The 12953-nt window shown below is 67.2% G+C and carries 13 protein-coding genes; 7 read left to right on the forward strand and 6 right to left on the reverse strand.

Annotated elements, in window-relative coordinates; all coding sequences use genetic code 11:
- Window positions 1–45: 45 nt before the first annotated feature.
- Both Q8K84_RS13680 and purB read left to right on the forward strand, forming a co-directional pair.
- The gene (locus tag Q8K84_RS13680; protein ID WP_305283247.1) at window positions 46–1506 is read left to right on the forward strand and encodes an MFS transporter; all 1461 of its coding nucleotides are present in this window, start codon (window positions 46–48) and stop codon (window positions 1504–1506) included.
- A 60-nt stretch (window positions 1507–1566) separates the two neighbouring features.
- On the forward strand, window positions 1567–2871 hold the full coding sequence (purB, locus tag Q8K84_RS13685; protein WP_305283248.1) for an adenylosuccinate lyase: 1305 nt from the start codon (window positions 1567–1569) through the stop codon (window positions 2869–2871).
- 8 nt (window positions 2872–2879) lie between these two features.
- Here purB and Q8K84_RS13690 read toward each other — a convergent pair whose 3' ends face one another.
- Window positions 2880–4112: a cation:proton antiporter gene (locus Q8K84_RS13690; protein ID WP_305283249.1), complete on the reverse strand. Its 1233-nt coding sequence runs from the start codon at window positions 4110–4112 to the stop codon at window positions 2880–2882.
- Window positions 4113–4363: 251 nt separating this feature from the next.
- Window positions 4364–4687: a DUF1476 domain-containing protein gene (locus Q8K84_RS13695; RefSeq protein ID WP_305283250.1), complete on the reverse strand. Its 324-nt coding sequence runs from the start codon at window positions 4685–4687 to the stop codon at window positions 4364–4366.
- A gap of 297 nt (window positions 4688–4984) precedes the next feature.
- Between Q8K84_RS13695 and purC the strand changes: the two genes are divergently transcribed.
- From purC to Q8K84_RS13720, 5 genes are all read left to right on the forward strand, one after another.
- Entirely contained in the window at window positions 4985–5743 is a 759-nt protein-coding gene (gene purC, locus Q8K84_RS13700) for a phosphoribosylaminoimidazolesuccinocarboxamide synthase (protein WP_305283251.1), read from the forward strand.
- Entirely contained in the window at window positions 5740–5979 is a 240-nt protein-coding gene (purS, locus tag Q8K84_RS13705; RefSeq protein ID WP_293318229.1) for a phosphoribosylformylglycinamidine synthase subunit PurS, read from the forward strand. The genes purC and purS overlap by 4 nt, the downstream gene beginning before the upstream one ends.
- Window positions 5976–6362, forward strand: a complete 387-nt coding sequence (locus tag Q8K84_RS13710) for a hypothetical protein (RefSeq protein ID WP_305283252.1) — start codon at window positions 5976–5978, stop codon at window positions 6360–6362. Before purS ends, Q8K84_RS13710 begins: the two co-directional genes overlap by 4 nt.
- Before the next feature lie 58 nt (window positions 6363–6420).
- Window positions 6421–7083 (forward strand): phosphoribosylformylglycinamidine synthase subunit PurQ, encoded by a 663-nt coding sequence (gene purQ, locus Q8K84_RS13715; protein ID WP_305283253.1) that lies wholly within the window; start codon window positions 6421–6423, stop codon window positions 7081–7083.
- 84 nt (window positions 7084–7167) lie between these two features.
- Window positions 7168–8364, forward strand: a complete 1197-nt coding sequence (locus Q8K84_RS13720) for an MFS transporter (protein WP_370867871.1) — start codon at window positions 7168–7170, stop codon at window positions 8362–8364.
- On the opposite strand, the gene Q8K84_RS13725 is transcribed toward Q8K84_RS13720, so the two are convergent.
- From Q8K84_RS13725 to Q8K84_RS13740, 4 genes are all read right to left on the reverse strand, one after another.
- The gene (locus Q8K84_RS13725) at window positions 8323–8814 is read right to left on the reverse strand and encodes a group III truncated hemoglobin (protein ID WP_305283255.1); all 492 of its coding nucleotides are present in this window, start codon (window positions 8812–8814) and stop codon (window positions 8323–8325) included. The two genes, Q8K84_RS13720 and Q8K84_RS13725, sit on opposite strands and share 42 nt — an antisense overlap.
- 86 nt (window positions 8815–8900) lie before the next feature.
- Window positions 8901–10793, reverse strand: a complete 1893-nt coding sequence (locus Q8K84_RS13730; protein WP_305283256.1) for a methyl-accepting chemotaxis protein — start codon at window positions 10791–10793, stop codon at window positions 8901–8903.
- 194 nt (window positions 10794–10987) lie between these two features.
- On the reverse strand, window positions 10988–12826 hold the full coding sequence (locus tag Q8K84_RS13735) for a TonB-dependent siderophore receptor (protein ID WP_305283257.1): 1839 nt from the start codon (window positions 12824–12826) through the stop codon (window positions 10988–10990).
- Window positions 12807–12941 carry a hypothetical protein gene (locus Q8K84_RS13740; protein WP_305283258.1) on the reverse strand — a complete coding sequence of 45 codons (135 nt, stop codon included), beginning with the start codon at window positions 12939–12941 and terminating at the stop codon, window positions 12807–12809. The genes Q8K84_RS13735 and Q8K84_RS13740 overlap by 20 nt, the downstream gene beginning before the upstream one ends.
- Window positions 12942–12953 lie beyond the last annotated feature (12 nt).

Raw genomic sequence — 12953 nt, forward strand, 5'->3', positions numbered from 1 at the left:
ACATGCCTCTCCATAAGAACGTGGAATCGTTCGGGGGAGGATATCGTGACTGCGATCGACACCGGCGCGGCTGCGCCGCCAAAGCCCCAGTTCTCTGAGGGCTACAAGAGCACGGTCCTGGGCCTGCTGGTCCTGGCCTACACGTTCAACTTCATTGATCGCACGATCATCTCGACCATTGGTCAGGCGATCAAGGTCGACCTCGGCCTCACCGACACCCAGCTGGGACTGCTGGGCGGCCTGGCTTTCGCCCTGCTCTACACCACGCTGGGCATCCCCATCGCCCGCCTGGCTGAGCGCGGCAACCGGGTCAATATCATCTCGATCTCCATCGTCATCTGGTCGGCCTTCACCGCGCTTTGCGGCATGGCCAACAGCTTCCTGATGCTGATTCTGTTCCGCCTGGGGGTCGGGGTCGGCGAGGCGGGCCTGTCCCCGCCGGCCCACTCCTTGATCTCCGACTACTACGAGCCGAAACGACGAGCGACAGCCCTGTCGATCTATTCGTTCGGCATTCCGCTGGGCACCATGTTCGGCGCCGTGGCCGGGGGCTGGCTGGCCCAGAACATCTCCTGGCGCGCGGCTTTCGTAGTGGTCGGCCTGCCGGGCATCCTGGTGGCCATCGCCCTCAAGATTTTCGTCAAGGAGCCGCCCCGCGGATATTCTGAGCAGGTTCCGGTCATCGACACCCCGATCCTGGAGGGCGAGGAGAGCGTTCCGCCCGTCGCGATCAAACCGCCTTCCATCCTGGCCGTCGCCAAGCGCATTTTCGGCCGCTGGGGCTTCTTCCATATGGTGGCGGGCATCACCGTGGCCTCCTTCGCCAGCTATGGAACCGGCCAGTATCAGGCCGCCTACTTCATCCGCATGTTCGGCCTGGACCTGGCGACGGTCGGCCTGATCTTCGGCCTGGTGGGCGGGATCGCGGCTGGCGTCGGCACCCTGCTGGGCGGCTTTCTCACCGACTGGGCCGGCAAGCGCTCGGGGCGCTGGTACGCCCTGGTCCCAGCCTTTGGCCTGCTGATCGCCTGCCCGCTCTACATCCTGGTCTATCTGCAGAACGACTGGCGTTGGGCGGCCGGCTTGCTGCTGCTGCCCGGCATTTTCCACTTCACCTATCTGGGCCCCACCTTCGGGGTCATCCAGAACGCGGTGTCCCTGCGGATGCGGGCCACGGCCACAGCGCTGCTGTTCTTCGTCCTCAACCTGATCGCCCTGGGGTTCGGCCCGCCCTTCTGCGGCTGGTGCATCGACATGCTCAGCCAGGGTCTGTTCGCGGCCAACAACATGGGCGACTTCTTCACCCTCTGCCCTGGCGGCATCGGGGCGCCCGGCGCAGGTCCCATTGTCGACGCCGCCTGCCGGGCCGCCATCGCCGAGGGCTCACGCCAGGGCATTATTCTCAATCTGCTGATCTACGCCTGGGCGGGCATCCACTACCTGCTGGCGGCGATCACCTTGCCGAAGGACATGGCCTGGGCCACGGCCGCATCCAACCAGGACTAACCCTTCGTCTTGACAGGCGGGCGCCTTGACCTCCATCAGCCCTTGTTCAAGGAGCCCGCCATGATCCCCCGCTACGCCCGCGCCGACGCCGCCGACATCTGGTCCCCGCAGACCCGGTTTTCGATCATGTTCGAGATCGAGGCGCACGCGGCCGACGCCATGGCCGAGTTGGGCGTGATCCCCAAGGAGGCTGCAGAGACCATCTGGGCCAAGGGCCGTGACGTGGTCTGGGACGCCGAGCGCATCGACGCTATCGAGCGCGAGGTCAAACACGACGTGATCGCCTTCCTGACCCATGTCACCGAGGTGGTAGGGCCGGAAGCGCGCTTCCTGCACCAGGGCATGACGTCCTCCGACGTCAACGACACCGCCCTGGCCGTCCAGCTCAGCCGGGCCACCGATCTGCTGATCGAAGACGTGGATCTGGTCCTGGCGGCCCTGAAGAAGCGGGCGTTCGAGCACAGGATGACGCCTTGCGTCGGCCGCAGCCACGCCATCCACGCTGAGCCCACCACCTTTGGCCTCAAGCTCGCCGGCCACTATGCGGAATTCCAGCGCGCCAAGGAGCGCCTGGCCATGGCGAAATTCGAGATCGCCACCTGCGCCATCTCTGGCGCCGTCGGCACCTTCGCCAATGTCTCCCCGCAGGTCGAAGCCCATGTAGCCGAAAAGATGGGCCTGGCGGTGGAGCCGGTTTCAACCCAGGTGATTCCCCGCGACCGCCACGCGGCCTACTTCTGCGCCCTGGCCGTGGTCGCCTCTTCCATTGAGCGGCTGGCGGTCGAGATCCGCCACCTGCAGCGCACCGAGGTGCTGGAGGCTGAGGAAGCCTTTGATGTGGGCCAGAAGGGCTCCAGCGCCATGCCCCACAAGCGCAACCCCATTCTGACCGAGAACCTGACCGGCCTGGCCCGTCTGATCCGCTCCGCCGCCGTTCCGGCGCTGGAAAATGTCGCCCTCTGGCATGAGCGCGACATCAGCCATTCGTCTGTCGAGCGTGGCATCGCGCCGGACGCCACCATCCATATGGACTTCGCCCTGCGCCGCCTGGCCGGGGTGATGGAGCGGCTCGTGGTCTATCCGGAAAACATGGCCAAGAACCTCGACCGCCTCGGCGGTCTGGTCCACTCCCAGCGGGTGCTGCTGGCCCTGACTCAGAAGGGCTCCTCGCGGGAAGGCGGTTATGCCGCGGTCCAGCGCAACGCCATGAAGGTCTGGCGCGGCGAGGGCAATTTCCTAGACTTCCTCAAGGCCGACCCGGAGATCGTCCTGGCCGACGAGGAGCTCGAGGCTCTGTTCGACCTCGGTTACCACTTCAAGCATGTGGACACGGTCTTCGCCCGGGTGTTCGGCGAGCAGGCCTAGGCCTAGGATCACGGCGGGGCGGGGACCCGCCTCCCCGCCGGGTCGTCGGCGGGTGGCTCCTGATCCTTGGACCGCCCCAGCCGGTCGGCCAGGCGGAAGACGAACGGATTGGCCAGGATCGAGATCAGGGCCCCGGCCAACACCAGGTCGTGGGTGTCGCGCGCCATGATCCCGACGCTCACCCCGACCCCGGCCAGGATGAACGAGAACTCGCCGATCTGGGCGAGGCTGGCGGCGATGGTGAAACTGGATCGCCTGTCCAGCTTGAACAGGCTGGTGATGGCCAGGGCGGCGGCCGACTTGCCGACCACCACGATCAGCACCACAGCGATGACCGCCAGGGGGCGCTCGACCAGCACGGACGGGTCGAACAACATACCCACCGATACGAAGAACAGCACGGCGAAGGCGTCGCGCAGCGGCAGCGAGCGCTCAGCGGCGTTGTGGCCCAGGGGCGAACTGCTCAGCACCACCCCGGCCACGAAGGCGCCCAGGGCGAAGGAGGCCCCGAACACCGCATAGGCCAGGTAGGCGATGCCCAGGGCGATGGCCAGGACGCCCAGGGTGAAGAGTTCACGAGACTTGGTGTGGGCGATCCTGATCAGCAGCCAGGGCAGAACCCGTGACCCAACGATCATCATGAAGGCGATGAAGATGGCGATCTGAAGAAGGGTCGAGCCAATGCTCAGCGCCACGTCGCTGGCCGAAGCGCCCGCCTGACTGACCGCCAAGAGGGGGACCAGCACCAGGGCCACGACCATCACCAGATCCTCGACGATCAGCCACCCCACGGCCGTCTGGCCCGCCTCGGTCTTGAGCGCCCTGCGCTCTTCGATGGCCCGCAACAGCACCACAGTCGAGGCGACCGACAGGGTTAGGCCAAAGAGCGCCGCCTCCCCGTTGGAAAATCCCAGCAGTCGTCCAGCGCCCCAGCCCAGGGCGGTAGCGACGGCGATCTGGACCACAGCCCCCGGCGCCGCCACTCGGCGCACCTTCATGAGGTCCGCAGGAGAGAAGTGCAGCCCCACCCCGAACATCAGCAGGATCACCCCGATCTCGGCCAGTTGGGCGGCCAGGGAGGCGTCAGCGACCCAGCCTGGGGTAAAGGGTCCCACCGCCACGCCCGCCAGCAGATAGCCCACCAGCGGCGACAGCTTCAGCCGGTTGGCCAGCATCCCCAGGACGAAGGCCAGGACAAAGCCGGCCACCAGGGTCAGGATCAGGGAGTCGTCGTGGGGCATCGCATCTCCGAATGCGGCGCACGGTCGACGTGCAGACTGGCGGGCGCGCAGTCCATCGCCGTCCGCGATGTCGGCGGGTCGCTCAAGGGGTAACCGATTAGGCGTCCTGGCGCCATCAGCGCCGGCTCGGCGCAGGCCTCATCATCGCCATCGCGCATGAGGCGTGCAGACACGCCCGTCAGGCGCGCCTCAGGACTGCCATACAATCCTCTGGTAGATGAGGTGGGGCGGCCGTGGCCGGCCAGCCTGGCCTATTCGCCCGAGCGGAACTGTTCGCGGGCCTGGGCCATGAACTCGTCCATCTTCATACGGACTTCGCCTTCGGACACCTGAACGCCCGAGCCCTTGAGGTCTTCGAAAACCTTGCGGAGCACGTCTTCGTCGCCGGGCTGCTCAAGATCGGAACGGACCACGGCTTGGGCGTAGGTCGCCACGCTGTCCTCACCCAGGCCCATCAGGCCAGCGGCCCATTCACCCAGCATGCGGTTGCGCCGCGCGCTGGCCTTGAATTCTTGTTCCTGATCGAGCGCGAACTTCTTCTCGAAGCCCCTCTCACGATCGTCAAACGTGGTCATGCGTTCCCCGATAAGCGGCACATCGCAGGCTGCATACCTCCCGGCGCGTCGCCCCGCAATCGAAACAGGCGTCTTGCCTGACGTTCGCAAGCACGGGCGCAAGCACGGGCCGAGCCGCGGCGTCACGACGCGCAAAGGATCGCGAGCGCAAGGTTTGCGCCGACGGCGGCCATCCGCTAATTTCCGCTCGCCTCATGTCGAACGAGAGGCCGAGTCGGAACCGCGCGTGGACACCGCTGCGCGCGTTTTTTCATTTCCGATGGCGGCAAGCCCTCGTTCTGGGAGAAGGCGTTGCAGATGACCCGCCGCAAGAAGATTTACGAGGGCAAGGCCAAGATCCTCTACGAGGGTCCTGAGCCCGGCACCTTGATCCAGTACTTCAAGGACGACACCACCGCCTTTGACGCGACCAAGAAGGCCGTGCTGGAGGGCAAGGGCGTCATCAACAACCGCATCAGCGAGTTCGTGATGACCCGCCTCAACTCCATCGGGGTGCAGAACCACTTCATCAGGCGGCTGAACCTGCGCGAGCAATTGATCCGCGAGGTGGAGATCATTCCGCTGGAGGTGGTTTGCCGCAACATCGCGGCGGGCTCGCTGTCCACGCGACTGGGTCTGCCCGAGGGCCAGCCCCTGCCCCGCTCGATCATCGAGTTCTTCCTGAAGGACGACAAGCTCCACGACCCGATGGTCACCGAGGAGCATATCACCGCCTTCAACTGGGCCTCGACCCAGGAGATCGACGACATCATGGCGCTGACCCTCCGGGTCAACGACTACCTCACCGGCATGTTCGGGGCGGTCGGCATCACCCTGGTGGATTTCAAGATCGAGTTTGGCCGTATCTGGGAGAACGACTTTGGTCGGGTCATCCTGGCCGATGAGATCAGCCCCGACTCCTGCCGCCTGTGGGACTCGACCACCAATGAGAAGCTCGACAAGGACCGGTTCCGCCGCGACCTGGGCGATGTGATCGAGAGCTATACCGAGGTGGCCCGCCGCCTGGGGATCATGAAAGAGATGCCAACCGTCATCCAAGGAGGACTGCACTCGTGAAGGCCAAGGTCCACGTCTTCCTCAAGCCCGGCGTCCTGGACGTTCAGGGTAAGGCCGTCGAGCAGGCTCTGCACGGCCTGGGCTGGTCCGGCGTCGAGGGCGTTCGCGTCGGCAAGACCATCGAGTTCGACCTGGCCGCCGCCGACCGCGCCGCCGCCGAGGCCGAGGTCAAGGCCATGTGCGACAAGCTCCTCGCCAACACGGTGATCGAAAGCTACCGGGTCGAGCTGGCGTGAGGCCCTGGGGCGCCCTAGCGCCTGGCCTGCTGGCCCTGGGCCTGGCGGCCTGCGCGCCGTCGGCCCCGGAGCCTGTCGCCGCGTTCAAGCTGGATTGCGCCCAGAGTTTCGAGGTCATCCGCGCCGAGATCCTCGCCCGGCCTGGACTGAAGCCGGCGCCCGATGCGCCGGGGGAGCCCTACGAGATCTTCAGTGAAGAGACCGGCCGAGCCTCCTACATATTCACCAAGCCCGAGGCTCCAGCCCACCCGGCGGTGTTCATCCAGACCGCGACGCGACGGGATGGACAGCGGTTGATGGAACATGAGGGTTGCGCCTTCGGCGACCCGGCCGAATACGACCAGCTTCTCGCCTACTGGGAGTCCATCGCCGCTGCGCGATGACGACCAGCCTCCCGGCTCCGGCCGGCTCAACTTTGGAACGACCAGGTTCGAACGCGACATGAAAGCCGCCGTCATCGTCTTCCCAGGCTCCAACTGCGACCGCGACTGCAAGGTCGCCGTGGAGCGCTCCACCGGCGCCCAGGTCGAGATGGTCTGGCACGGCGACACCGCACTGCCTGCGGGCCTGGACCTGATCGTCCTGCCCGGCGGCTTCTCCTATGGCGACTATCTGCGCTGCGGGGCCATGGCGGCCCTGTCGCCGGTGATGACCGAGGTCAAGGCCGCCGCCGAGCGCGGTGTGGCTACGGTCGGCATCTGCAACGGCTTCCAGGTGCTCTGCGAGGCCGGCCTGTTGCCCGGCGCCCTGCTGCAGAACGAGCGGCTGAAATATGTCTGCAAACCCGTCGCCCTGGAGGTGACTAACGCCCAGACCCGTTTCACCTCGGGCTATGGGGGCCGCCGCGAAGTGACGATGACGGTGGGCAATGGCGAGGGCAATTACTTCGCCGACGAGGCCACCCTGGAGCGGCTGGAAGGCGAAGGCCAGGTGGTGTTCCGCTACCGCGACAATCCCAATGGCTCTGCCCGCGACATCGCCGGCATCGTCAACGCCGGCGGCAATGTGCTCGGCATGATGCCCCACCCCGACCGGGCCTTCGAGGCGGAGCTCGGCTCGGCCGACGGCGCCATCCTGTTCCAGAGCGCGCTCGCCAGCGCCTGACCTCGCGCTCGCCGCGCCTCCGCGGCTACGGCGAACGGCGCAATAGATTGGTCTGAGCGGCCAAGGCGGGCTATGCGCAGGGTCATGTCATCTGCCGAGTCCGCCCTCCCGCCTCCCAGTCCTCTAGCTGTCCCCGTGCTGATGGGGGTGGTGTTCCTGAGCCTGATCGGCTTTGGAGTGGTGATCCCGCTGCTGCCCTTCTACGCCGTGGTCTTTTCCGCCACGGCCTGGCAGGTCACCTTGATGTTTGCGGTGTTCGCCGCCGGCCAGTTCTTTGGTGAGCTGATCTGGGGCCGGCTGTCGGACCGCATCGGCCGCAAGCCCGTGATCCTCGGCACCATCCTGATGGCCGCCCTGGGCTATGTGGCCCTGGCCTATGCCCCCAACATCTGGTTCGCCGTCGCCGCCCGCGCGGTGGCCGGGGTTTTCAGCGGCAATATATCCACCATCCAGGGCTATATCGTTGATGTCACGCCCCCGGAGAAGCTGGCCGGACGGCTCGGCCTGATCGGCTCGGCCTTCGGGGTCGGCTTTGTGGTCGGTCCGCTGCTGGGCGGCCTGCTCGCGCGTCCCGAACTGGGCGCCGCAGGCTTCCAGCCGCCACTGCTGACCGCCGCCTTTCTCTGCGTCGCTGGCGCAGTCGGGGCCGCGATCTTCGTCCGCGAGAGCCGGACTCGGGCGGCGGCCGGCGCGCAACGGCCAGGCCCCCTTCAGGCCCTGGCCCACACCCTGCGCGATCCGACCCTGCGCCGGCTGATGGGCGGGACCTTCCTCTCCTTCGCCGGCTTCTCGGCCATGTGGTCCATCTTCGGCCTGTGGGGCGCGGCCGAGTACGGCTGGGACCCGAGAATGATCGGCTTCGTCATGGCCCTGACCGGGGTCGCCGCAGCCGCCAGCCAAGGCCTGCTGGCCGGATGGGCGGTGCAGAAGATCGGCGAGCGACCGACCGTCCTGATCGGCCTCACGGTGACGGCCATCTTCCTGTTCCTGGAGGCTCTGGGGCCACCGGTGACTGTGGCTATTGTCCTGATGATCGTCCTGGTGATCGGCCACACCACCAGCCAGCCGGCCACCTCGTCCCTGATCTCCCGCGCAGCGCCGGCCGGACGCCAGGGCGAAACGCTCGGGGCCAACAATGCGTCCAGCGCCGCGGCGCGGGTGCTTGGCCCCGTGATGGCGGGCTTCCTATTCTCCGGGGTGGGAACCTGGGCGCCCTTCGTCCTGGCCGGCGTGCTGATCCTACCGGCTGCGGTCCTGATCGGCCTGGGCGGCCGGCGCTGATCGCAGGGGCGGCAGCTCACCGCGGGCCACGGCCATGCCCATCTGCAGGCTGCGGGCGATCATCTCAGCCCGGGCGATGAACAGGGCCGCGGCCGGCGGGGGACAGGTTTCAACCGCCGTCGCGCGCCAGATCTCCAGCCAGTGGGCGAAGTGCGCCCCGCCCACCCCCACCAGCCGCGCATGGGCCGGCATAGGCGCGCCTTTGAAGCGGCCGGTCATCAGGGTCACCGACGACCAGAAGTCGCAGAGCTTGGCCAGATGGTCGTCCCAGTCGGTGATCTTGGCCTCGAAGATCGGCCCGAGCATCGGGTCGGCTCGCACCCGCCCGTAGAAGGCGTGCACCTGGACCCTGATCAGGTCTTCGGTGACGCCGACAGCGACCCCCGGCGCCTCCAGCCGCCGACGGGCGGCGGCGGCGGCGCGGTGGGCGATCAGATCCTCATCTTGCATGACGCCATTGTGCCGCGAGATCAGCTCGCTCGCCACTCAGGGCGATTACCGAGGGCCCGCGACCACGGGGAGGCCGGACTCAGGCCTCAGCCATAGGCCCGATGAAGGCGATCGACCATCTGGCGGGGCGAGGAGGCGCCGCCCTGCGCCGCCTGGCGCCCCGGTGCGCCCGCCTCAATACGGAATTCGCCCACCAACCGGCTCAGTTCGGTCGCTTCAGAGCGCAGGGCGTGACTCGCGGCGGTGGCTTCTTCCACCATGGCCGCGTTCTGCTGGGTGACCTGATCCATCCGGTTGACCGCGTCATTGACCTCATTGAGGCCCACCGCCTGTTCCTGGGCGCTGGCGGCGATATCGGCGACCAGAGCGTCGATCTGCTCAACCTGAACCACGATCTGGCGAAGCGCCGCACCCGTGCGACCGACCAGATCGACACCGGCTCCCACCTGCTGGGTCGAGGCGCTGATCAGGCCCTTGATCTCCTTGGCGGCGCTGGCGGAGCGCTGGGCGAGCGCACGCACTTCCGAGGCGACGACCGCGAAGCCGCGGCCCGCGTCGCCGGCCCGGGCGGCCTCAACCCCGGCGTTCAGGGCCAGCAGGTTGGTCTGGAAGGCGATTTCGTCGATGACGCCGATGATCTGGGTGATCTCAGCCGAGGACTTTTCAATCCCGCCCATGGCGGCGATCGCCTGCTCCACGACCTGACCGCCTTCGCCGGCGCCGGCGCGGGCGGTGAGGACGGCGGAGCGGGCGTGGCTGGCGCCTTCGGCGGACTTGCGCACCGTGGCTGTGATCTCATCCAGAGCCGCAGCGGTCTCTTCCAGACTGGCGGCCTGCTGTTCGGTCCGCCGGGCCAGGTCATCAGACGCCCCGGCGATCTCTTCGGCGCCTGAGCTGATCTGCGTCACATTGGCGGCGATCACCCGCATGGCGTCCTGCAATTTGGTCACGGCGGCGTTGAAGTCCGCGCGCAGCTGTTCGTACTCGCTGGTGAAGGGGTCGTTCAGCTGTTGGCTGAGGTCGCCGTCAGACAGCCGCGAGAGCCCCATCGCCAGGGCCGCAACGACAGCGGCCTGGGCGGCCTGGGCCTGCGCCCGGTCCTGCTCCACCTGGTCGCGCATGGCCGCTTCGCGCTGGCTGCTGGCTTGCTGGGCTTCATTCAGGGTGGCGAGCCTGCGCTGATTTTCCTGGAAGACCCGCAGGCCTCGGACAATGGCCCCCAACTCGTCGCTCCGCTCCAGGCGGTCCAGATTTTGCGCGTCATCGCCAGACGCCAGCGCCTCGGCGGCGCCGGCGATCCCGTCAATGGCCCGGCGAACCCCAAGGATGACCACCACCGACAACCCAGCCACCGCCAGAAGGGTGATCAGCGAGCCAATCATGAAGATGTTTCCGGCCAGTCGCCCCTGGGCGGCGCTCCTGGCGGCCCTCTGTTCGGCGCCGGCCTGGACCGCGGCTGTGGCCTGCTGCAGGCTCTCGGTCATGCGGGCATAGTGTTCTTCGAAGGGTTGGACAAAGGCCACCGCCGTGCCGAAGTCCACGGCCATCATCGAGCCGACCACCTCAACGCCGCCCCGATAGTCCGTGAGATCCTGGGCGAGTTCGGTGAAACGCGCCTGCTCCTGAGCAGGCAGGCGGGGTTTGAGAGCCTCCAGCTCTGCCTTGATGGCGTCCACCTCGCCCACCAGGGCGGTGAGCTCGGCGGTGGAGTCGGGGGCGGCGAAGGGGTCGGCCGCGCCGGCCTGCCGAGTCAGCAGATGATAGATGGTCAGGTGCGCCACTGCGACCCGACGGGACACCGCCGCCAGTTCGAGGCCAGCCTGCATGTCCTCCTCGACGATCCGGTCGAGGGCGCGGGCCTGCTGCTGCTGGCTGACGAAGGCGCCGCCGGTCACCAGGGCCAGCATCACCACGGCGAAGAATGGCGCCAGGGCCATTTTCACGACCAGGGACAGATCGGCGAAGCGAAGCGATTTCATGTCTGGTCTCCGGTGGCCCGCCGTCGCCTTGAAGGCGGCATGCGTAGATGTTCGATCAGAAGAAGGCTCATTCAGAAGAAGGCGTGGTCAAAGACGACCTGGCCCAAAGAAGACAGGGGACCGCACCCTGCTCGGTGCGGTCCCCTGGGGCGGCCCCACCCTCGGGGAAGGGGGGAGAGTGGAGCCGATAGCGATCACCAATCCTTGCTGAGGGTCATGAAGACCCGGCGTTCGGCGGCCAGGCCGCTGGTCTGGCGCTGGGCGTCGTCAAGCAGGTTCTGCCCGCTCACAGCCAGGGTCATGCCGTTGGGAAGCTCCCGGGCGACACGGCCGGCAAAGGTCATGTGGCCGTCCACGGGCTGAAGGGCGCCGTTGTAGTAGAGCGCCTTGTCGCCTTCGTAGCGGGAGAAGGTGTCCACCGACCACAGATCGTTGGACCAGCCGATGTTCAGGTTGGCCCGATGCTCCGGCGTGGTCGAGGCGAAGGCCGCATAGCGGGTGGCGGCGTTGTAGCCGGCGTCGATGGACTCCTCGACGTCGGTGAAGACGTAGTTGGCGGTCCAGTGGAACCCGTCTGCATAACGGCCCTCGGCGGTCAGCTCGACGCCCCGCAGCTCCGATTCCCCGATGTTGACGAAGGTGTAGACGGGCAGGCTGACCGGAGTGGCCGGCAGGTCGGCCTGGACGGCATTGGGTTGGCCTTTGATGTCCTCGCTCTTCTGGGCGAAGAGGCGGACCCCGACCTTGCCGCCGAACTGCGGCATGTCCCGGTCATAGGCCAGGCCGATATTGGTCACGACGGTGGGCTCGAGGGTCGGGTTGCCGCCAAAGGCGCCGCGGAAGGTCGGCGTCACCGCCACCAGCTGCAGGCCGCCCAGGTCCACCAGGGTCGGTAGCTGGACGCCACGGGCGTAGGTGGCCCGGAAGGTGTCAGCCGGCGTGGCGCTCCACACCGCACCAAGGTTGTAGGTGGTCTCTTCCAGGCTGCGATCCCAGAGCGCATTGCCCAGGGGCGGCAGCCCGGCGGGGAAGACGCCTTCGCGCTTCAGCTCAAGGGAGTCGTAGCGAGCGGCTGCGGTCAGGGCGAGCGCGTCGCTGACCTGCCAGTTCCACATGCCCGAGACCGAGGCGACGTCATAGCTGATGACGGCGCCGCGCACCGGCGCGGTGGGCATCTCGTTGTTCCGCTGCTCAACGCCCACCCGGAAGGTGTGCTGGGCGCCGACCTTGAAGAGGTTCTGCAGGCTGAACACGCGGATGGTGTTCTCATACAGGGTCGGGACCGCGGCGATCTCCGTCTTGACCGACAGGTCGTTCTGGTAGGCCGAGGCCTGGATTTGCCCAAGACGGGTGTCCCAGGACAGGGTCCCCTTGATGGAGTGAGCGAGATACTTGGCCGGGACATAGGCGTAGGTGGAGATGATGTCGGTCTGCTGGGTGTTGGCGTAGCCGCCCTCAACCCGCAGTTCGAGCTTGTCGGTCAGCTGGGCCACCGTATCGAGGTTGGCGGTCAGGCGCTGAGCGTCACGGAACAGGCGGTCCGCCGAACCAGTATTGTTGTCCCACTCATCCTGTTGCGAGGCGCCGGCCGTCAGACGCGCCGAGAGGCGGTCCCCCAGCTGGACCGTGTGACCAAGCGAGAGCTCCCCATAGCCGCCAGTTCCGGCCCGGGCGGTGGCGAAGCCCTCGTCGTCGAACTTCGGGTTGTAGGTGATGATGTTCACCACGCCGGCCACGGCGTTGAAGCCGAACAGGGCCGAGTTCGGGCCCTTCACCACCTCAATCTGGCGGATCTCCTCCAGACGCACGGGCAGGGTCGACCAGGCGGTGTAGCCATAGTGGTCAAGATAGGCCTGACGGCCATTGACCAGCACCAGCAGGCGCGCCGAGCGGGCCTGATTGTAGCCGCGCACGCCCACATCGGCATGGCCGGCGCTCCAGGCCTGGATGTCGACACCGGCCACTCGAGACAGGATCGTCGGCAGGTCGGTGGCGCCCGAGCGACGGATCGCCTCAGCCGAGATGATGTCCATATCGACCGGCGCCTGGCTGGCGCGCTGCGGCGACCCCGTGGCGCTGGTGGTCACGCAAGGCGGCGGCAAGCGCGAGGCCGGCGGCGGCGCCGGCGAACAGGAAGGACTTAGACATGGGTAATGGCTC

The organism is Phenylobacterium sp. (assembly GCF_030679875.1).
GTDB lineage: Bacteria > Pseudomonadota > Alphaproteobacteria > Caulobacterales > Caulobacteraceae > Phenylobacterium.

Coding starts and splice junctions, on each gene's coding strand:
- Q8K84_RS13735 (WP_305283257.1), bottom strand. CDS start 12,826: ATGGACATCATCTCGGCTGAGGCGATCCGTCGCTCGGGCGCCACCGAC.
- Q8K84_RS13720 (WP_370867871.1), top strand. CDS start 7,168: ATGTCATCTGCCGAGTCCGCCCTCCCGCCTCCCAGTCCTCTAGCTGTC.
- Q8K84_RS13695 (WP_305283250.1), bottom strand. CDS start 4,687: ATGACCACGTTTGACGATCGTGAGAGGGGCTTCGAGAAGAAGTTCGCG.
- purC (WP_305283251.1), top strand. CDS start 4,985: ATGACCCGCCGCAAGAAGATTTACGAGGGCAAGGCCAAGATCCTCTAC.
- purB (WP_305283248.1), top strand. CDS start 1,567: ATGATCCCCCGCTACGCCCGCGCCGACGCCGCCGACATCTGGTCCCCG.
- Q8K84_RS13725 (WP_305283255.1), bottom strand. CDS start 8,814: ATGCAAGATGAGGATCTGATCGCCCACCGCGCCGCCGCCGCCGCCCGT.
- Q8K84_RS13740 (WP_305283258.1), bottom strand. CDS start 12,941: ATGTCTAAGTCCTTCCTGTTCGCCGGCGCCGCCGCCGGCCTCGCGCTT.
- purQ (WP_305283253.1), top strand. CDS start 6,421: ATGAAAGCCGCCGTCATCGTCTTCCCAGGCTCCAACTGCGACCGCGAC.
- Q8K84_RS13690 (WP_305283249.1), bottom strand. CDS start 4,112: ATGCCCCACGACGACTCCCTGATCCTGACCCTGGTGGCCGGCTTTGTC.
- Q8K84_RS13730 (WP_305283256.1), bottom strand. CDS start 10,793: ATGAAATCGCTTCGCTTCGCCGATCTGTCCCTGGTCGTGAAAATGGCC.